Below are 21,647 nucleotides of genomic sequence, written 5' to 3'. Positions count from 1 at the left end.
CAATTATATTCCGAGTTGTCGTAGATACCTTGCCATCTTCTCTTCCACATCAGCAATTTGACGTTTAATCCGTGTTATGTTTTCTTGTACTTCATCCATATTGACAATCTCTTCTTCCTCGAATGTATCTACATACCGTGGAATATTCAGGTTGTACTCGTTGTCCTTTATCTCCTCGATGGACGCGACATAAGAATACTTTTCCTCAACCTTGAAAGCATCATAGGTCTCGACGATCTTCCTAATATCAGACTCCCTTAATTGATTCTGATTCTTGCCCTTCTCGTAGTGTTCTTCACCTGACGCATCAATGAACAGGACTTCACGTCTCGTCCTGTTCTTTTTGAACACCATTACACACGTAGGAATACCTGTTCCAAAAAACAATCCTTGTGGCAGTCCAATTACCGCATCGAGTAAGTTATGCTCGATGATTTGTTGGCGGATTTTCGCTTCACTCCCACCTCTGAATAAAACGCCATGAGGAAGGATGACTGCCATTCGTCCATTCTCAGCCAGGGAATACAGCATGTGTTGCACAAAGGCGTAATCCCCCTTTGAACTTGGTGGAACACCCCACTCAAACCTACGGTACGGGTCGAGGCTTGCCTCCATCTTAAATGGTTTATCGTCGTCGGCTTTGTCTCCGCTAAAGCCCATCGCCCACTTATCGAGAGAGAAGGGAGGATTCGCGACAATGACCTGAAATTTCATGAGCTTGCCGTCTTCCAGATGGAGCGGGTTCGACAACGTGTCTCCCCACAGAATCTTCGCATCGTCAATACCGTGCAGGTACATATTCATCAACGCCAACGAGTGCGTTTGACCATTACGCTCTTGCCCGTAGACAGCTACTTTTCGATTTGGTACTTGATTGACTACGCGAATCAGAAGCGAACCTGAACCACAGGTTGGGTCATAAATCCGATCATTCTCCTGTGGCTTCACTAATCGCGCCAGCAGTTCTGACACCATTGAGGGAGTAAAAAACTCTCCTCCCTTCTTACCTGCATCACTGGCAAACCGCTCAATCATGTACTGATACGAGTTGCCGATGATATCGTCGTGACCGACAACAGAGGGTCTCAGATCGAGTTTGTTGAAATCCTCCAGGAGAGTCTTGAGCATGGCGTTACGTTCTTTCGATTTGCCCAAAATCGCTTCTGAATTGAAGTCGATGTTCCTGAACACGCCACGCAATTTACCTGTGTTCTCATTCTCCAAGTGTTCCAATGCCTTGTTGATAATCATGCCAATTTCAGAGTTATTTCTTTGCGAGTAGAGATAGTCAAACGTCGAAATCTCGTCCAAGACGAACCGTTCTCGCGACATTGCCCTCTTGACCCGTTCCTCGTCGCCCTTGTAACGATCCTTGTACTCATCCAACTTCTCTTTATAGGTGTCACTAAGGTACTTCACGAATAGCATGACAAGGATGTAGTCTTTGTAGATACTGGAGTCAATCTTGCCCCTAAACGTGTCACAGGCTTGCCAAAGGATGTTGTTGATCTTACCTTGAATATTTTCATTCTGGTCTGTCACGAAAATCCTCCTCAACTTATGTTCGCTATCGTATAAGTCACTAACGTATTGAGTTTCTGTTTCTCCTTGATCAATTGTTGATAAAGCCCTATTTCCTTTTGGTGCAAAGCATTGAGTTCAATAATCATCCGCTGTTTCTCAATCGGCACACGAGGGATATCCACCTGTGCAAGAGCACTCTTGTTGGTGGTCGGGATGTTCGTCCCTGTTTGATGTTTAAGCAATTCATTTTTTACACGTTCAGTATTCAAATACCAAGCTACGAAAGCAGGTGCGACGACGCTGGAATACAAACGAATCACAGCAAAGTACGACGGTATGAGTAATCCCTGCTGTTCCTCTTGTATGTAAACCGTCGTATACGGATGGCTCAGCCTAACCAATATGTCACCAACCTGAGTGAAATGGTCGGCGTCCAACTCGTCGTTGCTTTGGAACAACTCGAACGCCTCATCGGAGAATGTTCCGTCAAGACTGATGTTCTTCAGCGTAACCAACCGATATTGCGCCTTCACATCGTAGTCTACTTCCGCTTTTTTTCGGGTCAGCACCAGCCCTGTCTTAATCCCCGCTACTTGACCAAGCTTCATTCGCCCCCTCCTCTCATGTTAAATATACAATTTTGCATCGTCGATGTTGTTGTCAAATAAACAATATAACATTATTTCTTCGTGGTCAAGTATAATTTACCAAGCTTGCGAGAGGATCAACATGTAGTGAGGAGGAAGCGCCGAGAATGGTGGGCAGTATCGCAGAAATAGGCATCTGAGGCTTGTTTTTTATGTATTGGCGTTGGTTATCCCAACGCCTTTGCTCTCCTCTCTGCTCTATCACGCCATCTGACGCTCATACTGCAAGATATCGAACAACGGATAGCCAATGTGCTTAATCATCCTGCTAAAGATCCGCGCCAATTCATCCACTGTGGCTTCAACCGTGTCACACACCTTGAAAGAGCACCCGATGGTATTGTCTTGAACCTTCACCCTGTCATCAATCTTTTCCTTCAAAATCCACGGTTTCGTCGCGAACAGTTGAAATAACTCACGATTCGATTCGTCAAATCGCAATTCTACAAATGCCAGGTTCCTTCTATTTCTTGCCGAGATGTAGAATTGTATCCCTGTACGCCCGCCGCCAAGGATAATTGTGGCGTTGTCCTCGATGAAGTGCTTTTCTCGTTGGAGTGGCAAGAAGTTAGGGACAGCCTCACGCAATCGATACAGCAAGTAGCGATTCACGTCCACACGCTTTTTGAAGTCGAAAGCATGGTCAGTAGGGATGTGCTTTGGGATCAGGTGCCTGTATAGCGGATGTTCAATGGTCTGGACGACCCGAAGGAGATTGAGAATTTCGCCCAATAACCCCAGCGAGCCGTATACCTCCAACTTGTGCATCGAATTGAGCTTTTCAAGCGGTTCCATAATCTCATCTGTAATCCGAACCAACAGCAGTTTCATAGGTTTACTACCGCTACCCACTCGTTGTTCCAGTTCTCGAACATGCCTGACCTGGAAACCAAATGCCAGGTACAGCAACATCGTTCCTTCATCCAGTACATCGATCAGCTTCAACAACCGCTCCTGGTGGTAGCTGTCCGATTTTCCGAGCCAAATTTCAGAAACGATAGGCGTTCCCATAGCCCTGTCATAACCGAACAGATCGAGCTTGTATCCCTGCCAATATGATTCAAGCAACGGGTCAGTCATCCCTCTCCCCATAACATCCTCCAGAATGGATTTGTGCTCCTTCAGGTACAGCGAGAAAATGAATTCACGTTCGCTTCCTTTCAAACTCATAGAATGAGCCTCCTTGTGTTTCCTTTAACAATGACGAGAGAACCCCTATCAAGGAGTCCTCTCTACCTGGTTCACGGTTATTCCCTAATCAGCTTCAGAAACTCCCGTACTTTTTCGATGATCACGATGCTGTCACGCACCTTGTTCGTTCCATCCAGATCACTGCTCATCACCGTCTGCAACATCTCAGCAAGACCGTCCTTCATGGGTTGCGTCGCTGGGATACCGTTGCATATGGTGTAGTGATGTGTAAGGACAAGCTCAATCACATCTTTTTCCCTCTGCTCCTCTTCGGTCATCTCCATGAGTTCCTGCGGTGAAACTCCAAGGGCGGGTGCCAGCTTGTAGATGATTGGCACGCTCGGAGCCTTTCTATGATTCTTCTCCAGCCGATTGATGTAGCTCGGCGACACTCCAGTCATACGCTCCAAGTCCTTGAGTGAGAGGTTGAGTTGCTTCCTCAGATACCGAATCCGCGCTCCTACCGAGTCAGGGATTTCACGCTTACCGTGATCATTGCTCACATCTGTTCGCCTCCTGCAATGTTTCCCGCAAAGGGAATCCTGGTGTATTTTCGAATCTATTTCTTTTACTCAAGAGGCATAGAAGTTATTCGGTCTTAGGGTCGGGAGAAGGGCTGAGTTTGCAGGGAAAAGTGAGGTCAGGGCAGAGATGCGTTTTGCGAAGGCTGATAGAAACGGGATCCAGATTTTCGGGTATGCGATGGCTAAGGACTGCTATACCTAAGCCGTGTCTTTACATTAGTACATCGTTCCGTGGAACAAAACATAACTGTATCCATAAACCCAAGCATAAACAGCCGCATAACCTGAACCTGATATGTTTACATAAATGAAACCATAAACAATTACATTTGCTGAAAATCAAACAGTTCCATTGGGATGGTTGCTCAACACTGAAGGTCTGTCACAAAGCCGCAAGGAGAAGTCACGACTGCATCCACAGTTCAGGGGGGACTTTGGGACGTTGGGTTCAGTCTACATGATGGCTTACACTTATGAGGGCGAAGCTACTCCTTCGCGGTTCTTACGCTGGCTGTCTACTCCACAAATCACGGGATTACTGAGCATCCCACGGAGTTGCAGTTTCACTTACGTTGTTTACAAACCTGCATACTGGCAGTTGAGTATCTTCCTGTTTCCCAATTCCAATCTCCCCACCGCGAAGGCGTTGATTGAACAAGGGTTTTGTCCTTAATCGCAGGCAACCCTGGCAGGTCGATGAGGGTACCTCGACACCAGGAGTCAACTCTTTGCATTTTCTGCGCTTTTAGACCTCCGCTCGCCAGAGGGGTACCATCGACTTCACTCTATTTCACAATGCTCTCATGTCTGATTTGCGTTGATTGAGACACATCTTTTCCCTTACCGCAGTTATCAATACCAATGCAGTTTTGCAACCTTCGCAATTGGTCATGAAACAGTAGCGCTCTTCTACCCTTCTACTTTGGCACAAAACTCTATGGTTCGTTCGCCCTACCCCCATAATCTCCCTCATGTTTTTCTCACATATATAGGTTTATGTTTTCCGTAAGTTGTTTGGGTCGATCTTCCTTACTGCCACAAGGGATTTGAGACTTTGAGGCGGTGCTTATCGAAGGACAGGCAGTGGACAATCGTAGCGCAAAAAGGGGAGAGTTTTAAAGGGGCAAAACAAGTGGTTAAAGTTCCAAGTCAGCAAACAAAAATGGTTACAGATATTGAAACGTAAACATAGGGATGGATCGCGAGCACAGAATCACATAGAATCTGGATAGTTGGAGGTGATGCGTCTGAAATACAAAGTGAACGCCATACCTACCGTTGCGCCATTCGGTGCCTTCATTATAATCTGGATGCCTCTCGGAAATAGCCTGCCCAATCCGTACAAGGAAATCGTATGGACAATTGGTTCTGCTTATCTGCTTGCCTGGATTGGATTCGCCTTGTATCTCGCGTTTAAGTATCCGAGGCTGAGCATGACGGATAGCGAACTGATATTCGGCAACACGACATATACAGCAGAAGACGTAGGGAAAATTCGGGTGCTTGAGCGAAGTTCCACGTTCCTATTGTATTTCAAGAAACGAAAATACCCGCTTACAATTTTGTTTAGACTTGCGGATACAGACAAAGTGATACAGGAACTTCGAGGCTGGGCATGGAGAAATGGGGTGACTTTAGATTTGACATCGCAACGGCGGAAAAGGTGATGTTTGGTATATGGGCTTTGGGGTTGAGGGCGTACCAGTCCTCTACGTTGCATACCCCCGAACAAATCCTACACAACACGTACAGTCGCATCATTGTGTCGTGACGTTCTTCTCCGTGACTTCTCGCCTTCACCCGCACAACGCCGCCACCACACATCCATGCGGTGAGAGGCATGTGTTCCGAAAGTGGGAGGTGTATGGAGGGGTTATCTCAAATTCCTTGCCATTTTTGCTGTTTTACTTCTATCTCTTTCACGTTTTTTCCTATAGGTCAACAAACACCCCCATACCCCTCCCAAAACAGCTTGAGAGGTACCATCTCGCCCAGCCCTGTGGGTGCGGCGGGTCTTGTAATATGGACGAGTGGCGGTCGTGCAGGCAGTCGCCATGTGGGTGCAGTAGGCGGATGGTGATGATGCTCCAAAACGCTAAAGAAAGGGTGTGTGACAGCTACCGACCAAGCTGACCATCGTGATGTAACGAAAAGGGAAATTGACGCGGTATGGATAAGCTACATTCTACCAAATTTCAAGTTCCACGATGCGCCGTTTTGCTGTCCGAACGCCATTTACTGAAGCCCTACAATCTGCTCCCTTTCTTCACTCTGGATACTGTAACATCACAGCAAACCTATAAAAAGCCTGACTCTGGTCGGCAAATAACATCCTCATCACATCAGGATCGCTTCCGACAAACGCGTAGCTTACATGGGTCTGATGTTGAAAGTGGGCGCGGAGCCGCTTCAGCAAGAGGTCGTCAATCTGCTCGTTCATCTGAAACTCGTGAAACCAGACGACCAGCCGCCTGTCCGATTGCTCAGGGATACGTTGCAGGAGACTAACAGCTTCATCCAGGAGTTCAAGAGGACTTTCCTTAACACTCCGCAAATATGGAACGTCCACAACGTCTTGTATGTTGGCACGGATGTCAGGTCGGGACAGGCTCTCTATCAAGTTGCTAAGGGAGGAGTTCGGTAGGGGGTTAATACCAGTATGTAATTGAAGAACGGTTTGTAACAAACGAATCGTTAATCCCTCAATCGTTGAGACGTCAGACAGATCAATCTCAGCCGTGTAGCATCCTCGCGTTTCCAACCTGCTTAAAACACCGCGAGCCAACAAGGTGCTCATATGGTGAGGAACAGCAAATGTCACACTGCAACCGTTATAGAGTCGCTCTTCAAGCTCCCGTACAAAACGGTCATATTCAGCAGGCTGTGGAGGCGCAATGCCCTCGTGGGGGTTCGTCATATCGTCATCCATGTGTAGTATTCACCCTTTAGCGCATTTTCGCAACTTAAAAGCACAGAATAAGGAGTTCAATATACCCTCTTAACAGTTTGGATGGGTCAAGTTTCATAAACATTTGCTCCCATAATCGCAACAAACACACAACCAATGGTCTTTGGTCTTTAGTGATTTTTAAAGCCATGAATTGGGTAACTCACCTTCAAGTATTGCGAAATATCCTCTGCGACGACTTTCCCCGTTTCACCGCTAACCGTAACTTCTAAAATGGGTGGCAACTTCCCATTGGTAAAGTCCTTTGACGGATGTTCAGCGTTCGCAGTTGTATCGCTTGTTTCAAAAAAATAATAGTTCTCCAGCCAGACTCCATTCCAACGATGATGAACCTGAGAAGACATATTGAGAATCGGAAGTTTAAATAACCTATGCTCGATCCCGTAGTTTTGAACGACTGTTTGTGCTGTCGTCCACGATACCGAGTGGTTGTAGCGATATATCCAGACACCACCAAACATTAAAACAAAAGCGACGATAATAACTCCAGCAGTCAACTCGATGGAGCTATTTATTCTCAAGGCTTACACCTTCTTTCGCATGAGTCGATGCGTTCTTGAACTCTCCTGCCCGTTTCTACAATAAGCGTACCACGCATAAAACACATTTGACATACACCATCCATACACACGCCTCGAAACGTCGGAATTCACCCTATCTTACTTGTCCCCACCAACTTTAGATTATCGCCATCACCCTTCCCCTGGTCATTTCCACCAGTTGATCAGGCGTTAACGCAAATACTGCCTTTGGATGCCCTGCCGCCGCCCAGATCGTTTGAAACTGAAAGAGATCTTCGTCAATGATGATGGTGATGATTTCCTTGTGACCGAGCGGCGGAACTCCGCCTATGACAAATCCTGTGCGTTCACGGACGAAATCCGCATCAGCTTTCAGCAGGTTATCATTGAGGTAATTCGACAGGAATTTCTCGTTAATACGATTGATCCCGCTCGCAACGACTAACAACGGATTATTTACCCTTTGCAAACGAAATATGATGGGTTTTGCAATCTGCGCCACTTCACAGCCAATGGTATCAGCCGCTTCCTGGGCGGTTCGTGAGCTGTCGGGTAATTCCACCACCTTGTTGGTATACCCAAGCTCCAACAACCTGTCCTGTAATCTCTGTGCACTGTCTTTGAACTGACTCATCGCAGTCACTCCCCTCTGCATGATGAGCGTCTTTCACCAGGCTTGATTGCGTCAATAATTAAAGAGACAAATCCCAATTCCCCGTTCTGATTTCGGTGGTCAAACCTCTTTGAGCGATAAATGAACCCGTCATTCTCGCCCCAGTCGTTGTAGTGGAATTCGCCATCCTCATCGCAGTATTCTAAGAGACGCACATGGAATCCAGCCTCTTCGAACATGCTTTGTAGTGTCCGATATGTATGAACGATTTTATGACCTGCCGCTGGGTGATCGGCTGGACCAGGACCGCCTATCTTCACAAGATTCTGATACGCTTCGTTTCTGAAGAACCCATCAGGAACCGCACATCTTACATATCCCCCTGGCTTCAAGAAATCATAGCAGGTCTTAGCGGCTTCGATGCCCTCCTCATACGTCAAGTGTTCCCAAACATGCTCGGCGAGAATAGCGCAAATTGAATTCGGAGCAAACATGCGTTCCCAATCACTACGTTTCAATAGATTTAATTCGTCCTTTTCTGTGTGCACCCAACCGACGTTGTTCTTGCTTCCGCCTGATCCAACCACAACTCTTAGATCAATGTTCGTCGTCACACTTCGCCACCATCCAGTGCTTCCTCAGAAGTTCCTCCGCCCGTTCTTCTCTTGCCGCCTTCAAATCCAGCACAAAGCAAAGCTATTGTCTTTCGATTGGACAAGCATAGCAGAATTTGAATTGGGGTAAACGTACATGCCCAAATAACTGTATCGCATGCCCTTATTCGCGTGGGTACGGCAACATCACCGCATTGCCCATGGATGTTTCATTCATCCCAAATCGCGTTTTCCACAACTTACAAATGGAGAACAAGGATTTTAATATATCGCCAAAGCATTTTGGATGGGGCACACTTCTTAAAGATTTGCCTCGCTTGCGACGAAGGGATAACCCACTTCACTGTGCTAACTTGGTGTTGAACTGTCTTTGCCATTGATCGTTTTTTAACCAGTTATATAGGTTTGGGTCTTTAAAGTAGGCTGTTTTATTTTCGACTTGATACGATATCACACCATCGACAAAGTGATACACTTTGCTCAAATCCTGCGAATGTCCCGACATGTAAAATGTCGGACTTATCAAGACTTGGCGTTTAGAGGACAACTTCAATTCGAGTACCGCAGGGTTCGTATTGGCGGCTGTCTCGATTGGTGGGTTGGGAGGTGGCGGAAGTTGTACAGATACAGGTTTAGCTGTCGCTAACCACTTTTCAATCTGTGCCACCGTCTCCGATTCGTTTTTCGGCGTATAGGATAGCGCCGCCAATCCCGCATTAACATACACATATTGAATGTCCGTCGCTTTTGGGAACTGTACAGTTTGTTGACTTGGTTTTACAACTGCTTGCGGCACATCTCCGCAACCAACAAGTGAAATCGAGGAGAGCAAAATCAACACCACTACATATTTCACAAGATCACCCCTTTTAGAGTTAGACGTATAAGCATTACAATCCGTTTCGGCAGATTCCTTGTTGTTCTTTCATGAGCAGTTCCCCTTTTCGCTGGGAAGGCGGGCAGAGAAACGCCTACTCCCTGCTCATAGTCCCCTGAAATGAAGAAAAGGCGGCATCTCGCCACCTCTGACAAATCTTTTTTCAGCCCCACTTCAATCCAACGGCAGGGGGTCTCCGTTTGTATTGCTTCCAGATGATTCAACCTGAGTTCTCACACTTGACGGCGGTGAGTCACACGGCTTTTTAAGGCAGGGATCAGTAAAATGGGCTTAGGGTTAAAATCCACTTTTTCCCTTCCCGCTTGTTCCATCGTTCATTACCTGTGCGCCATATTCTCGGTTTAATCTCTCCGTGACGCGCGGGGAGCCTTGCAATTTGAGGATAGCAGACGGAGGGCATTGGATCAACTGAGCCAGGGCTTGAGACAGATAGGCTTGATAGGGTGGTACGTATTCCATTCCATAAGAAAACCATAACAGTTTACATATTTGTAACCATACCTGTTTACACAACTTGAAACGCTTATGTTTACATTTACTGAACCCTATCTGTTTCTTCGTAAAATCCCCGCTCTGTCCCGCCCTCGAACACCGTCCGACATAAAAACGGCTGACTAAATCTTGACACCGTGATAGATTGGTATCAAACCAAAAAGGAGGAATCAATTAACAATGAACACAGCTATTTTCGTAGGGTTTAGGCACGAAGGGACTATCAAGGGCTGTACGTGGCACACCAATATGGAGGATTATACACCCCGAAAGAAAAAGGTTCTCGATATGATTCGGAGCAAGGATATCGACTATGCCGCGGACATCTTGGAACATATTGAGTGGACTCCCTTTGAGGAGATGATTGGTGACGGTGACGGCATATTTCTCATTAACTTGTTCAAGCGCGGAGTCGATGGGTATGAAGAGAATATAAGGCGTGTCCTCCAGTTCTTATACCAAGATACCAGACGAAATAGCAAACTTATCAATGCTGAAGTTGCCAAACGAGTCAGGAAGCGGGATGGGCAAACCATAGCTTTGCTGTCTGACTCTGCACCGCACTATCACGAAGGGAAATTCGACATCGCATTCATTTTCGATTTGGATGCAGGTAAGTTGGAAACGGTGCAGAAACGACCTGTTTCAATCGAATGACTGTCTCATTTTCTTTGTGTTAAGGTCTTTGGGTGGAGGCTCTGGAGGGAAAATATGTTCAGGTTCCAAAACCGCAGATGCAAGTGTCTATTTATCCATAACCTTCAACATTTGTGGTTACATTTCTTGAACCTTGTCCTACTCAATCCATTCTTCTGCCCTTATCGCTCTCCACTCTCAAACGTAAACAGGAGTCGCTGGGCTTGTGTGGAAGTGGTAAAGAACGGGACTTTAGGGTATGTAGGCTACGGCAAGAACAATAAAAGGTGATGCCGATGTATCGAATGGTTTTGCTGACGATTCTCTGGATATTAACAGTTCTGTTACTGCTGTTCTCGTTTATCAGCTTTGCTGATGTGGTGGCTCGCATACCTGCTCTCATCAGTCTGGTGATTGCCATTGGAGTCACACTATATCGTAGACGAAGTACCTCCTGGCTGTGGGCAGTAGCTTGTATCATCGGAATCCTCGTAGCCCTGAGTCCCGTTTATTCGACTGTCACAGTGCATGGAAATTCGGCAAACTCTTCCCAACAGGGGTAAGGCGTTATAGAATTAATTTCATGCCAACGACCTGAAAGGACAACCATAAATGATACAACTAATCGTTGGACTCATCATTTCGCTCATTATCATTGTCTATATCGCTACGGATGCCCCGAACCACGATAAAAGCACATGGGGATAGGGATTTTTTTCATTTTTTCCTTAACTTTTTGGAACTCGGTCTCTTCTTGTACCAATCTGCACGAAAAACATAAGGCATTCTTTGGATTATAGTTTGGAATGTCATCGAATTTATCAATTTGTTACACGGAATATTGCTTCTATATACTGGCTGGGCAAATGGTAGTCACACTATCTTGAAAATGAGGGATAAGGCGATGGAGGAATTGAAGGAAGCCCGCGTTTACTCTTACACAAGGATATCGTATTTCGTTATTTATTGCATCGCACTAATAGGGAGCTTTGTATGGGCTTTGACCGTGATGTTTCGTTTGCCATCGATTCAGGGAGCAGTGTCGAACTGGTTTCGATTCGACATTCCATGGGTTTGCTTGGTCATCTTGGTGTGGATACCTGCTATTCAACGAATGTCGTATCGCAGGAGTCGGGTCACTCTTCGTTTGGACAACGCGAATTCAGTGTGCATCATAGACAAGGGGGCGTTTGCTGGGCACTGGCGGCTCCACAAGAAATCGGCACAATCCATGTCAACTGCGAAAGCCCTCACCATCGTTGGGCTGGTGTTGATCGCGTTCATGGTTGTCATCAATCTCATGGAGTTGCACGAAGCGACCCACCTTATGAGCAAAGTGGATGCGATTCAAGGGTTGTGTGAGGCTGTCTTGTTGCTGGGGATTTTTGCACCTCTGTTGTCCTTCTGGCGATATCCCAATGTGGTCGTACTGCGTCGAGGCGACAGGTGGCTTAGTGTGCAATACCGTGACTGAAAGGAAAAACAGCGGGATTAGAGGTTTAGGGTGAGCCGTGTCCCGCATGCCAGAATCAGTTCATCTCAGGTGCAATCCATACTTTGTAGAGAAGGAGTCCATCGACCATTTCAGTCGATGTTCCCACGGTTACTGCTGGCATTGAAGGATTGTGCGTTCTCAGATATTCCGCCCAGCGCGGTATCTGTCGCATAAGGAAATCTGCGACCTTTTTATCGGGTGTTGCATAACCGACGTTAACGAATCCCTCCCCAACGATATCGGGATACAGGGAATCTGCCCATTCCTCCGCTTCCCACTTTGAGTCGAACACTCGGCTATCCTCTTTGTAGCGTCCGTGAATCCACTTTATGCTCACTGCCCAATTCACTTCCCCTCCTTAGTCGTTTCTAACGAGTTGGCAACCTCAATCAAATTGTCTTCGGTAAGATTCATGGAGCAGACGATGACCAGGTTCACGCCGTTATTGAGGTTCCACGTTAGCACTTTACGATTGGGGCTTCCGCCGTCAACCATGGAAACATCCGAACCCCCGTCAATGTAGACAGCTTCGTTTCCATCAGATAGAGTAACCTTTATACCATTTGGAGCCTTGGCAATATTGGGATTGATGTACTTCATACCGATGGCTTCCAGGATTTTGAGTTGGGTTTGACCATGACTGTATGTCAACGTTAAACGACCCATTTCTTGTTTGTCCTTGCCATCATGAGTTTTTACATCTTCACCAAACGCAGTTCTTGTGTCCCATTTGAACGGAATGGACTTCGGTATGAGAGCCGAGAAGGGCACAGCAGTCGGTGCTTGTTGAAATCCAAAGGTCTGCGTCTTTATCAGTTCTGGAGCCGTTTTTACTGGGATGCTTAGAGATTCAAGTATTTGTTCCAGTTGGGTTGTGGTGAAGCTGTTCGCAAATGTAACCACGTAAAGTACACCTTGCTTGATAGTGGCTACTATCCCTCCGAACCCCTTTACATCATTTTCAAAGAAGGTTATTCCATTGTGTTTCACAGTTTTCCATGGAGATCCGACATTCGGTGGATTGTTTGAATCAGTGCTTGTCTCCATGACTGTGAATGACTTCCCTGTACCATTGGGCGAGATATACATCGCATCATAGGCAGTGCCGTTTCCCCATGTCTCCATCACTTGCGGATTGACCTTGCCCCAAGGGGCATTTACATACTTGAAAACATACGAAGAAATCTGCTTCAGTTGAAAGCTTTGAGTTGGCAACACAGGTTGAAAACCCACGAGTGAATTGTAGTCATACGGCGGCGTTTGTGGTTGAGATACCGTGTTCGTCGTTTGATTCTGAGTAGGTTGATGAGGAGCACATCCGTACAACGAGAAAGTGGTTGCAAGAACCCCTGCCAGTACCGCACTAAACCGAATTATGTGCATGCTCTCATCCACCTTCCTACTGCAATACATGCCCTCTTTACCATTGGTTTATCAGTTGATTGGCAATGCTGACAGCCTGGCTTCTATCCATAGCAGGCACGCCAGACCCGTGATGGATTCTTGAAGTGAACCGTGCCCCTAATGCGAAGCACTGTGAAATGGCGACGTAAACACCCCAAGCCGTAAAATGCAGAGCATCACGGCGTTATGCCTCATTATGGATATTTATACAATTGGAAAGCATAATTTGTGCCGAAGGTTTTCCTTCATTAATTCAAGAAGAATATACTAATCATTTAATCCCTTCCCATCGAGAATCTTCTGCATACATTTTTCTATTCGTGACTCACGAGTTTTGGATTGCTTGGGTGCTGAAAAATACAGGATATATGCTCTTTGTCGTCCTGGGGTCAATGCCTCAAAAGCGGTTTTCAAATCAGGCATTTCATCCAACTTCCGTTGAAACTCCGCAGGTATTGGCTCTTGGTTCTGTTTTATCTTCGGTCTCTCTCCTGATTTCTCGACTTCAATGGCTTCATGTATATACTCTTTCAAGATAGCTTCCATTTTGATGATATCCTCTACATTGGTGAAGCGAACCTGACGTCCCACCTGCGTATTCTCTCCAGGTTTGACGAGAATGCCGTAGGCATCCTTTAACAAGGAACCTTTCATAAAGCTCAATGAACAATATTCCTTAAATGCACTCATCATCACGACGTTTCGCTTCTGGTATGTGTAACAAGGCTGAGACCACTTCAATTCCTCTGTCAGCCCACAGTCAAGGAGGATCGCTCTCAATCTTTTCAATTCCTCCTCCCATTTATGGACTTTGCAGTCTGGAGTGCCTCCCAGTTTGCAACGCATGCAACCCTGAGAGAGATAGTCATCCACTTTAGGATTCATCGTTTTGTGTGCCATGAAACCCTTCCTTTTTTACATCCTCGTCAGACTATACTGGATTAGCTTACCCGTTGCCAACGAACAACGGCGTTAATTCTATTTATACGATCATTGTGGAGACGACTGTATACGAAACACAAACGAGGGGAGTGACCATCATTCCCCTCGTTCCGTGAACTGTTTCTCAACTTATTCGCTCATTCGCCCTGCTCTTGAACCGTCTCCACGCTCACCGCTACCTCGTCACCCGCATTCGGCACTTCGTCGCGGACTTTGACATTGAAATGCTTTTCGAATTCCTCGGTCATGATTCTCAGCCGTTTCTGGACATTTTCCTTCTTTGCGCTTCCTGAACTATACGCTTCTACATACGCTTCAGGTGGAGCATTCAAAAACCCTCTCGCCCATTCCCCAAACATCTCCGCAGGAATCTCTATCCCTCTGTGTTGCATGTCGAGCGTCAACTTGAACAGCATAGGGATATGCACTTTCCGCAAGAGCTTTTCTTTCTCGCTGGGGAAGGCTTCATTCAGGTAAAAGCAGACGTTATTGAATTGTGATTTGAATCGATCACGCTGATGATCATCACGTAGCTTCTCAACAAACTCTTTCATTTCCTTCTTGCTAAATCCCGTTAGAGGGTCGTTGAGTAGAGCGAGGATTTGCAGAACCAACTCTTGATCGACGAAGTGATTTCTCGCCGCTTTCGACAGATTCACCTTATCCGTGAAGAATGGAACTTTCGCCAGGCTCTCCACGAACTCTAATGCTGATTTGCCGAGCATCGCCCTGGTTGTCTCAATGGGGCGAAGTGGGACACCATTGTTGAGTCGGCAAAAGATGTCTTCTATCTCCGACTGAGTGATCTCCTCCACCACGTCAATTTCAAATTGGTACTCCTGAATTCTCTGCTGAAACTCCTTTGGCAATTGCTTAAATGTCAATCCCTCTACGTCAATGTCATTCACATTGGGCTTGGGCGTTTGTGTGAAAGAGAGTGCAAATTCGTCATTGAGATAAGCGAAAATGCTGGACAGGCGTTGCTTCCCATCCAGAAGGTAAAATACGTTCTCGTCCTTGGTGGCGAATAGATTGGGAATCGGGTAGCCAGCAAGCACGCTATGAATAAACATCGACTGGCGTTTCACGTCCCAGATGTTTCCCTTTCTTTGTATCGCCAAATCAAAGGACAGCTTTTTCCCCTTATACATGCGTTGCAGTTGCGAGACCTTGTGTTTGACTTTCGATGCCTTCATCAACGTCACTCCCTGACAGAATCATGATTCTGTTGCACCCCCACAATGATACCTGAGGGCAAAACTCAATACGGTTACGTTCTAAACATTTTTCATCGGTATTATAACGTAAAAGGCGAGGGACAAGGGAGATTTTATTCGAGGGAATTCAGAGGAAATGTTTTGATTCCGAACAGGGCGCAGTTTGAAGCACATGCAAGTTGTATCGCGGCGGAGGCATTAAGCGTCAAGGACGGGGATAATAGGAACTTCGCTGGTGGTGACAGGGGGTAAAACAATCGGAGTTTTTTCATGGACCGATTTAGTTGTTTCATGTTGAGATCGCATCATGCCGTCTGTACCATTTTCCACGCCTTCACGGCACGGTGGGCATTCGTTTCAATCTGATGCTTTACGGAGGCGTGCTTTTCCTTCTCAGGGATGATAACTAATACACTAAGCATGATTTGTGAGATACGGAATGTGAGCATCGCTGGTTTGATTTTCTTAATGAAGTGTTCTGGTAACATCCCCCACATCAGGATGAAGATCGTCAAAAACACAACGGCACTTGTAGCAATGATTGTCATCTCTTCATCTGTATGGCACACCGTTCGGCAAAGTGGGGCTTTTAGTCACCTCCAAACCTCCACTCAAGCAAGTGTTTTCCTCGTTCTTGCTATTTCCTCTGCCGCTCTTGCTGGGGCAAGGATGAAAAATCCAATTAACACGAATACGACTGCCCAGGAAACCCATGCGGCAGTCATCTTTTCCCGCTGTTTCTCGTCCTTGATGGAAAATAGGTCAAGACCAACCAGTAAATATAAGATCAGGAATATGGCTAAATCGTGGCGTGTATCGGCTTCAAGACGAGAAACTTCCTGTAACACCTCGTCCATTCGTTCCACCCCCACAAGTGCTTTATCCCACACCATATGCGAAAAGCATGAATGTGGAATGAGCATGCACCCACCGTGTAAAGGGAGGAGCGTTGAACTTTGTAGATATTTGAATGTAGAGTCCACGCGACGCGAAGATGAGATTTAGACCTGGGATGGCTATGGTACTCCACGAGTTTAGCCCCTAAGAACAGCATAAGAGTATGTCCAATATCGCCGTTAAACGTAAATGATAGACGTATCAGCATGAGGAAATGACCTCGTGTATCGCTGTCACCACAGTTGACCAAAAGTTGTTCCTGGTCGTCCATTGAGGTAAATCAGAATCGCGTTATGATAGAATTGAACCGAAAAGTTGTTCTCGAATCGCTTTATATATAGTGGAGGTTCTCAGCCAGAACAACTTTTTGGTTCCCCATAATGAACTCTGATTTTCTGAATGCTTATCTAAGGAAAAGACGGTCAAAAGATGACCCATCGGGTCAGCGAGGCTCTTGTTGCGAAATGCTACCTTTATTGCTGGCGGGGCTTGGGTGGATGATTTTCAACAGTGCCCTGCGGCACAGGGGAAATGCGAATCTGTAGCTATGACTCAACCTTTTCTGGATAGTGGAAGTCTGATCGTCGTGCAACTAAAATGCAGGAATCTTCATGAAGGATGGGCATCTCTTTCCAATGACGACCAACGTGATTGGAAAAACCCCTAAAGACTGCCTCAATCAGCGAAGGATAGGATTTCCGTAGCAAGGGACAACAGCTTCACCGAACTGTGATACCCGTGGCTATGGCATTTCCAGGGATCACCTATTACAATATGTGAGGACTTTCGCAAAGCTACGGCATAGCGCACTGATGACCCGCAAGAAAGCTTGAACGCCCTGTTTTACTCTTCTCCCATTTACCCACATCTACTCTGTTTCCCTATCCTTCACGGCTTCTTCTGATAGAATGCCATCGAGGATTTCGCCGTCATCGTCCTCGTCGCCAAGTTCAGCCGTCCGACCGAAGAAACTCCACCCTTTGCTCTCCAGCCATTCGATGAATGCATCCGTGAATTCATCTTCAGATACCGTGGTGTATACATTTCCGATGATACGAATCGTGTTCATGTCGTTTGGGCGCTCCAGAATCCAACTCGTGTTATCTGGTTTCGAGCCGTTGTTTCATTCAGTCATTGTGTCACCCTCCTGCCGAGTTCTTTCCCCTTAACGCCTTTAACTCGGTGCTACTACCTCGACTTTGATTCGATCAGGGTCTTCGAAAAACAAAGCGTAGTGGTTTGCCCCACCCGCATAGAGATGCCTATCTTCGTAGAGGATTGTCATCCCCTTGGCACGTACCTTCTCAGTCAAATCATCTACCTGTTGACGGGAGTCCGCATGAAAAGCCAAATGATTTAATCCTACCCGACACCGATTGTACGGGATATCGAGATGTTTTCTCTTTGCTTGAACGAAAACCAGATATGTGTCGTTCAACTTCCAACTACGTCCCTCATCCCACTCTTGAAACGGTTCAAATCCCAGTTCAGGCAGAAACCATCCCCAAAACTCAGCCGAACGTTGTAAGTCTGATACATATATCTCGATATGGTGAAGTCCGCCCACAAGCATCTTCCCTTCGACTCAATAGTCTTCCTCATCATCAACCTCTATTTAAGACCGTGCGAGATGTCAATCGTTCAATAACCGTCAAACCATCCCTTGTCACCCAGGGTTAGCCCTTAAGTTTATGTATCCTGTAAACCCCACGGTCCATCCGTTCAAAATCAGAAAACACTGTTGCATGATGATTCGGCGCATTCACACAGCACAGCGACGTAACGTGAGTTCGAATCGTTGATTCTGGATATGTGGTCTTCATCGCTTTCATGTAGTCAACGACTCTTGAACCATGAAATGATTTATGCCTTTCCGCACCCCAACTGTAATGTTCCGCATTCTCCTTACTAATCACCATAAGCCCCACTCCCGTATATGGAAGATTCCGTACCTCATCTGAGCACTAACTCACTCTAATCATCAGTTAGATTTTGGTTAATAAAGGACATCTTTTCGAGCCGTTGATGAAGCCATTCGTCAACTTCTACAATAGGCAGTTCCGAAAATTCATCGCTTGTTTCGTGAAGAATGACCAGGTATTTGATGAACGATGCTCCAACCAGTTTCACAGCATTGTAAAGTATCTCGCTAATGAGGATAGGATTGCTTTCTAAATACATCGAAAAATAGTCGTCTGAATGATGTTGCACATAGCGACCAAGTTCCACTCCGTTGGCGTGAACCCATCCGCTGAATTTTGGGTACAAAACGTCATAAATGAACAACTGTCTTGTCAATTTGGTATCGATTTCTTGCAATTTGTCGCGTAGTCTATCCATTCTCTGTTTAAGTCGGCTATCCCATTTTGCGACATCGTTGTCTTCCAACTGCATAGAACGTAAAAAATCCTGATACTTGGCAATGCTCTCTGACATCACCGAGTCTGTGTCATAATACTTTTTCAATCGCTCCATATACCCGATACCCTGGGCTACTCTTGCATGAGACCAACTGTCCTTCGCATCATCGAATTGCTCAAAATACCATATCAATAGATAATCTTCGATAATCGTTCGAAGGATAATTGCCGCCGAGTGGTCACTCCTGTTTTGGCATAGTAAACAGAGTCCCTTTAAGGAACGAACCTGCCGTGACATCAGATATGTAAGCCCATCTCCCTTTGGGTTGGACACGGGAATATTGGGTTCATTATCATTGATGAGTTGAATGAATTCCTCTGCTGTTTTCAAATCCCGTTCAATGCCCGCCCACAGATCGTCCATAATCATCACCCGCGTATTCTTCTTTTAGGGACGCGCTATCGGAGTAAGCTCAAATCCGTGTTCGCTATTCGAGAAAACCAGCAATTTAATGCCTTTTCCTTCGTACTGCTTCCGCTTCTCTACATAATCGACAACCTTGTCACTAAAGCTTTGCGCTATTGCCGTTGCCCTCACCATATTGAAATCACCATTGACCTTCTTGCGAAGAAACCAGTCCTCGTACTGCAAGAGTTGCACCAATCCGTCCTCGTCAAAGCGGTCTCTTTTCACTTCCACGATGTTGTAGGCGATGACTTCATCTTTGTTCAATGGATTGTGCGTAATGAGAAGCGCATCCATTTCTCTCCCGAAGCTTGTCGGAATGTACCCCAAGAAGTCATCATACTCCCCGAAAATGCCTTTGAAACGTCCTTCTGTAAACTCACTCAGCAACAATGCCATCACACTGTACTCATACTTCGGATTATGGTTGCTGTTTAAGTGCAGTTGGCTTAGAAGATTCGGTTCGTGATATGGGTACGGTTCACGAATCGGGCGTGGCGGTGTGAGAACGGGGTTCAGCTTCAAAAATAATCGGAACAAATGTTGAAACTCATCATTTGTGATGGAGAAAAGGGTATTCGAAGCCCCTCCTGGTCTCTGAAGACTGAACGTCCACATCAAGCCGTTATCCTTCAAATCATACACATCGTTCAACTTAATCGGGTTCTCAAACACATAATCGGAGTTTTCAATTCGGACACGAAACGGATAAACGCGGTTAGGGTCTTGGGACTCCCATACGGGTGTGGTGTCAAAAAAGGGTTTGTCTAACACTCTATATATCCCCCGTAGTTCTTTGACATCCATGATATAGAACAGAATGTAGTCTCCCTTTCTGATGGGAGCCATTCGTGATATCAACGCATCGTTATATTGGTCTTTTTCATGATTCGGAATGCCTGCTATGCCACGACGAATGCATACGTCGAAGTTTTTCTCGTTCAGAACAAAAATGTGAACAGACATCAAATCGCCTCTCAGACGGTCGTGTTTAATTCCATCGCTATGATTTGTATTCGACATAGACCTTCTCCGCCCTTCATTCATAACCTCTCAATCCTGTTTGAAACTAAACACCATTGAACCATATTTTTACAAGCCATCTTACTTGAGCTATCATGATGAAAATGATTGGCTTCATAGCTTGCTACATGGTTGTTTGATTGCGGGACAGAAATGGGGGAAGCAATGTGACACGTAAACAGGAGCATTCGAATCACATACCATCTCACAGAGTAATGTTGCTCGAACAGCCAATTTGTACAACAACCATTCCCATGGCAATGAGCACAAAGCGTATCTTCCAAAGACATCAAGAGGTGATGTGCAAGTTGAAAAGGTATTTCGGAGAGTAGGGATGATAGACGGCGACGGTTTCGTTGAAAACTGCAAGCGTCAATGGCATGAACAGGTCACGGAACACAAGTACGAAGAATTGATGAAGAGGCTACAAGCCATCAATGACCAGATACGAGTGTGTGAAAACCGCTACAGTGGGACATTTGAGGACTTACTCCGTCGTCTGACCAACGGAGTGTCGGAAACCGTTGATATTGCTGATTGGAAATGGCTTCTTGAAGAACGGAAGTGGCTCATGGAGGAATATGATAGAGATGATAGTCCCAGACGGAATTTACGCCGTGTCCCCTGCCCCTGACCAAGGGAGAGTCAGGTTCGTCGGCTGTATGAGTATTGTAAAAAATGCGGAGTAGCTCCTTCTCAACTTTCAGAAGCGGAGACGGATCAATTCATCGTGTATCCCGAAAAAGGCGGGGAGTAGAAACATTGGGATTTGCCCTTATACGTCTCGTCCCCTACCACCCTGAGCAAACGGAGGTCTGAGTCATGTTCGTCATCCATTGCAACAACTGTAGTCGCGAGGTTGAGTGGAAAGATGGTGCCGAGCTTGGAAAGCTCCCAATCGAAATGTGCGGATCTACAGTCATCTGTGCGTGTGGTCATGGGGTAAGCGATGACAACGGGACGTTGCGGGAGTTTGATGTGCCCGATGCGGAATGAATAGGCAGGGCAAGAACGGGGATTACGGGCGGAGGGACATACATGGCTTTGGGATGTGATGCTATACCCGATGTGCCAATTGAAACATTGGAGAGAACCAAATCACCTCATCTCGAATCATAACGGGTGAATACCGAGAAAGAGGTGTGAAGCATGAGCGTATCAGAGTTGGTACTTGATTGTCGTAATGGGAACCGCGAAGCTTGGACTGCCTTAGTC

The 21,647-nt window shown here is 46.1% G+C and carries 26 protein-coding genes; 6 read left to right on the top strand and 20 right to left on the bottom strand.

The features are described 5' to 3' along the window. Window positions 1-3: 3 nt before the first annotated feature. The 4 genes from BUA75_RS02145 to BUA75_RS02130 all read right to left on the bottom strand — a co-directional run bounded on the left by BUA75_RS02145 (window position 4) and on the right by BUA75_RS02130 (window position 3,865). Entirely contained in the window at window positions 4-1,542 is a 1,539-nt protein-coding gene (locus BUA75_RS02145; protein ID WP_072872950.1) for a type I restriction-modification system subunit M, read from the bottom strand. Between the two features lie 11 nt (window positions 1,543-1,553). Then, window positions 1,554-2,132 (bottom strand): restriction endonuclease subunit S, encoded by a 579-nt coding sequence (locus tag BUA75_RS02140; RefSeq protein ID WP_072872949.1) that lies wholly within the window; start codon window positions 2,130-2,132, stop codon window positions 1,554-1,556. A gap of 240 nt (window positions 2,133-2,372) precedes the next feature. Next, window positions 2,373-3,341, bottom strand: coding sequence for a hypothetical protein (locus tag BUA75_RS02135; protein ID WP_072872948.1), 969 nt, complete (start codon window positions 3,339-3,341; stop codon window positions 2,373-2,375). Between the two features lie 77 nt (window positions 3,342-3,418). Further along, entirely contained in the window at window positions 3,419-3,865 is a 447-nt protein-coding gene (locus BUA75_RS02130; protein WP_072872947.1) for a helix-turn-helix domain-containing protein, read from the bottom strand. 1,262 nt (window positions 3,866-5,127) lie between these two features. Between BUA75_RS02130 and BUA75_RS02125 the strand changes: the two genes are divergently transcribed. Continuing rightward, window positions 5,128-5,553: a hypothetical protein gene (locus BUA75_RS02125; RefSeq protein ID WP_072872946.1), complete on the top strand. Its 426-nt coding sequence runs from the start codon at window positions 5,128-5,130 to the stop codon at window positions 5,551-5,553. A gap of 599 nt (window positions 5,554-6,152) precedes the next feature. On the opposite strand, the gene BUA75_RS02120 is transcribed toward BUA75_RS02125, so the two are convergent. The 5 genes from BUA75_RS02120 to BUA75_RS02100 all read right to left on the bottom strand — a co-directional run bounded on the left by BUA75_RS02120 (window position 6,153) and on the right by BUA75_RS02100 (window position 9,458). Continuing rightward, window positions 6,153-6,815, bottom strand: coding sequence for a hypothetical protein (locus tag BUA75_RS02120; RefSeq protein WP_072872945.1), 663 nt, complete (start codon window positions 6,813-6,815; stop codon window positions 6,153-6,155). Between the two features lie 149 nt (window positions 6,816-6,964). Beyond that, a complete protein-coding gene (locus tag BUA75_RS02115) occupies window positions 6,965-7,375 on the bottom strand; it encodes a hypothetical protein (protein WP_072872944.1) in 411 nt (136 codons plus the stop codon). Window positions 7,376-7,532: 157 nt separating this feature from the next. Beyond that, complete coding sequence (locus BUA75_RS02110) at window positions 7,533-8,009, bottom strand: YbaK/EbsC family protein (RefSeq protein WP_072872943.1); 477 nt, start codon at window positions 8,007-8,009, stop codon at window positions 7,533-7,535. 5 nt (window positions 8,010-8,014) lie between these two features. Continuing rightward, window positions 8,015-8,590, bottom strand: coding sequence for a class I SAM-dependent methyltransferase (locus BUA75_RS02105; RefSeq protein WP_072873080.1), 576 nt, complete (start codon window positions 8,588-8,590; stop codon window positions 8,015-8,017). A gap of 352 nt (window positions 8,591-8,942) precedes the next feature. After that, window positions 8,943-9,458 (bottom strand): hypothetical protein, encoded by a 516-nt coding sequence (locus tag BUA75_RS02100; protein WP_072872942.1) that lies wholly within the window; start codon window positions 9,456-9,458, stop codon window positions 8,943-8,945. Window positions 9,459-10,172: 714 nt separating this feature from the next. On the opposite strand from BUA75_RS02100, the gene BUA75_RS02090 reads away from it, so the two are divergent. The 3 genes from BUA75_RS02090 (at window position 10,173) to BUA75_RS02080 (ending at window position 12,102) form a co-directional block, all read left to right on the top strand. Continuing rightward, window positions 10,173-10,649, top strand: a complete 477-nt coding sequence (locus BUA75_RS02090) for a hypothetical protein (protein ID WP_072872940.1) — start codon at window positions 10,173-10,175, stop codon at window positions 10,647-10,649. 269 nt (window positions 10,650-10,918) lie between these two features. Then, window positions 10,919-11,191, top strand: coding sequence for a hypothetical protein (locus tag BUA75_RS02085; RefSeq protein ID WP_129583485.1), 273 nt, complete (start codon window positions 10,919-10,921; stop codon window positions 11,189-11,191). Window positions 11,192-11,628: 437 nt separating this feature from the next. After that, a complete protein-coding gene (locus BUA75_RS02080) occupies window positions 11,629-12,102 on the top strand; it encodes a hypothetical protein (protein WP_129583484.1) in 474 nt (157 codons plus the stop codon). A gap of 55 nt (window positions 12,103-12,157) precedes the next feature. Here the strand turns inward: BUA75_RS02080 and BUA75_RS02075 are convergent, their stop codons facing one another. From BUA75_RS02075 to BUA75_RS02050, 6 genes are all read right to left on the bottom strand, one after another. Beyond that, window positions 12,158-12,460 carry a hypothetical protein gene (locus tag BUA75_RS02075; protein ID WP_129583483.1) on the bottom strand — a complete coding sequence of 101 codons (303 nt, stop codon included), beginning with the start codon at window positions 12,458-12,460 and terminating at the stop codon, window positions 12,158-12,160. A gap of 8 nt (window positions 12,461-12,468) precedes the next feature. Then, window positions 12,469-13,506: a hypothetical protein gene (locus BUA75_RS02070; protein ID WP_072872936.1), complete on the bottom strand. Its 1,038-nt coding sequence runs from the start codon at window positions 13,504-13,506 to the stop codon at window positions 12,469-12,471. Between the two features lie 288 nt (window positions 13,507-13,794). Then, on the bottom strand, window positions 13,795-14,427 hold the full coding sequence (locus tag BUA75_RS02065) for a YdeI/OmpD-associated family protein (RefSeq protein ID WP_072872935.1): 633 nt from the start codon (window positions 14,425-14,427) through the stop codon (window positions 13,795-13,797). Window positions 14,428-14,606: 179 nt separating this feature from the next. After that, window positions 14,607-15,665, bottom strand: a complete 1,059-nt coding sequence (locus tag BUA75_RS02060; RefSeq protein ID WP_072872934.1) for a DUF262 domain-containing protein — start codon at window positions 15,663-15,665, stop codon at window positions 14,607-14,609. 326 nt (window positions 15,666-15,991) lie between these two features. Beyond that, on the bottom strand, window positions 15,992-16,234 hold the full coding sequence (locus tag BUA75_RS02055; RefSeq protein ID WP_129583482.1) for a hypothetical protein: 243 nt from the start codon (window positions 16,232-16,234) through the stop codon (window positions 15,992-15,994). Between the two features lie 63 nt (window positions 16,235-16,297). Further along, window positions 16,298-16,579, bottom strand: coding sequence for a hypothetical protein (locus BUA75_RS02050; protein WP_207549682.1), 282 nt, complete (start codon window positions 16,577-16,579; stop codon window positions 16,298-16,300). Between the two features lie 461 nt (window positions 16,580-17,040). Here BUA75_RS02050 and BUA75_RS02045 point away from each other — a divergent pair, with 461 nt between their 5' ends. Next, window positions 17,041-17,250, top strand: a complete 210-nt coding sequence (locus BUA75_RS02045; protein WP_072872931.1) for a hypothetical protein — start codon at window positions 17,041-17,043, stop codon at window positions 17,248-17,250. A gap of 201 nt (window positions 17,251-17,451) precedes the next feature. On the opposite strand, the gene BUA75_RS02040 is transcribed toward BUA75_RS02045, so the two are convergent. The 5 genes from BUA75_RS02040 to BUA75_RS02020 all read right to left on the bottom strand — a co-directional run bounded on the left by BUA75_RS02040 (window position 17,452) and on the right by BUA75_RS02020 (window position 20,432). Then, window positions 17,452-17,652: a hypothetical protein gene (locus BUA75_RS02040; protein WP_072872930.1), complete on the bottom strand. Its 201-nt coding sequence runs from the start codon at window positions 17,650-17,652 to the stop codon at window positions 17,452-17,454. 105 nt (window positions 17,653-17,757) lie between these two features. After that, window positions 17,758-18,156 carry a VOC family protein gene (locus BUA75_RS02035; protein ID WP_072872929.1) on the bottom strand — a complete coding sequence of 133 codons (399 nt, stop codon included), beginning with the start codon at window positions 18,154-18,156 and terminating at the stop codon, window positions 17,758-17,760. 103 nt (window positions 18,157-18,259) lie between these two features. Next, the gene (locus BUA75_RS16495; protein WP_072872928.1) at window positions 18,260-18,502 is read right to left on the bottom strand and encodes a DUF7669 domain-containing protein; all 243 of its coding nucleotides are present in this window, start codon (window positions 18,500-18,502) and stop codon (window positions 18,260-18,262) included. A 55-nt stretch (window positions 18,503-18,557) separates the two neighbouring features. Next, window positions 18,558-19,367, bottom strand: a complete 810-nt coding sequence (locus BUA75_RS02025) for a DUF5677 domain-containing protein (RefSeq protein WP_129583481.1) — start codon at window positions 19,365-19,367, stop codon at window positions 18,558-18,560. Between the two features lie 24 nt (window positions 19,368-19,391). Beyond that, window positions 19,392-20,432, bottom strand: coding sequence for an EVE domain-containing protein (locus BUA75_RS02020; protein ID WP_072872926.1), 1,041 nt, complete (start codon window positions 20,430-20,432; stop codon window positions 19,392-19,394). Between the two features lie 334 nt (window positions 20,433-20,766). On the opposite strand from BUA75_RS02020, the gene BUA75_RS02015 reads away from it, so the two are divergent. Continuing rightward, a complete protein-coding gene (locus BUA75_RS02015; RefSeq protein ID WP_129583479.1) occupies window positions 20,767-21,066 on the top strand; it encodes a hypothetical protein in 300 nt (99 codons plus the stop codon). Window positions 21,067-21,647 lie beyond the last annotated feature (581 nt).

This window comes from Alicyclobacillus tolerans (assembly GCF_900142255.1).
Classification (GTDB): Bacteria; Bacillota; Bacilli; order Alicyclobacillales; family Alicyclobacillaceae; genus Alicyclobacillus_I; species Alicyclobacillus_I tolerans.
This window is presented reverse-complemented; position numbering and strand designations above follow the sequence as displayed.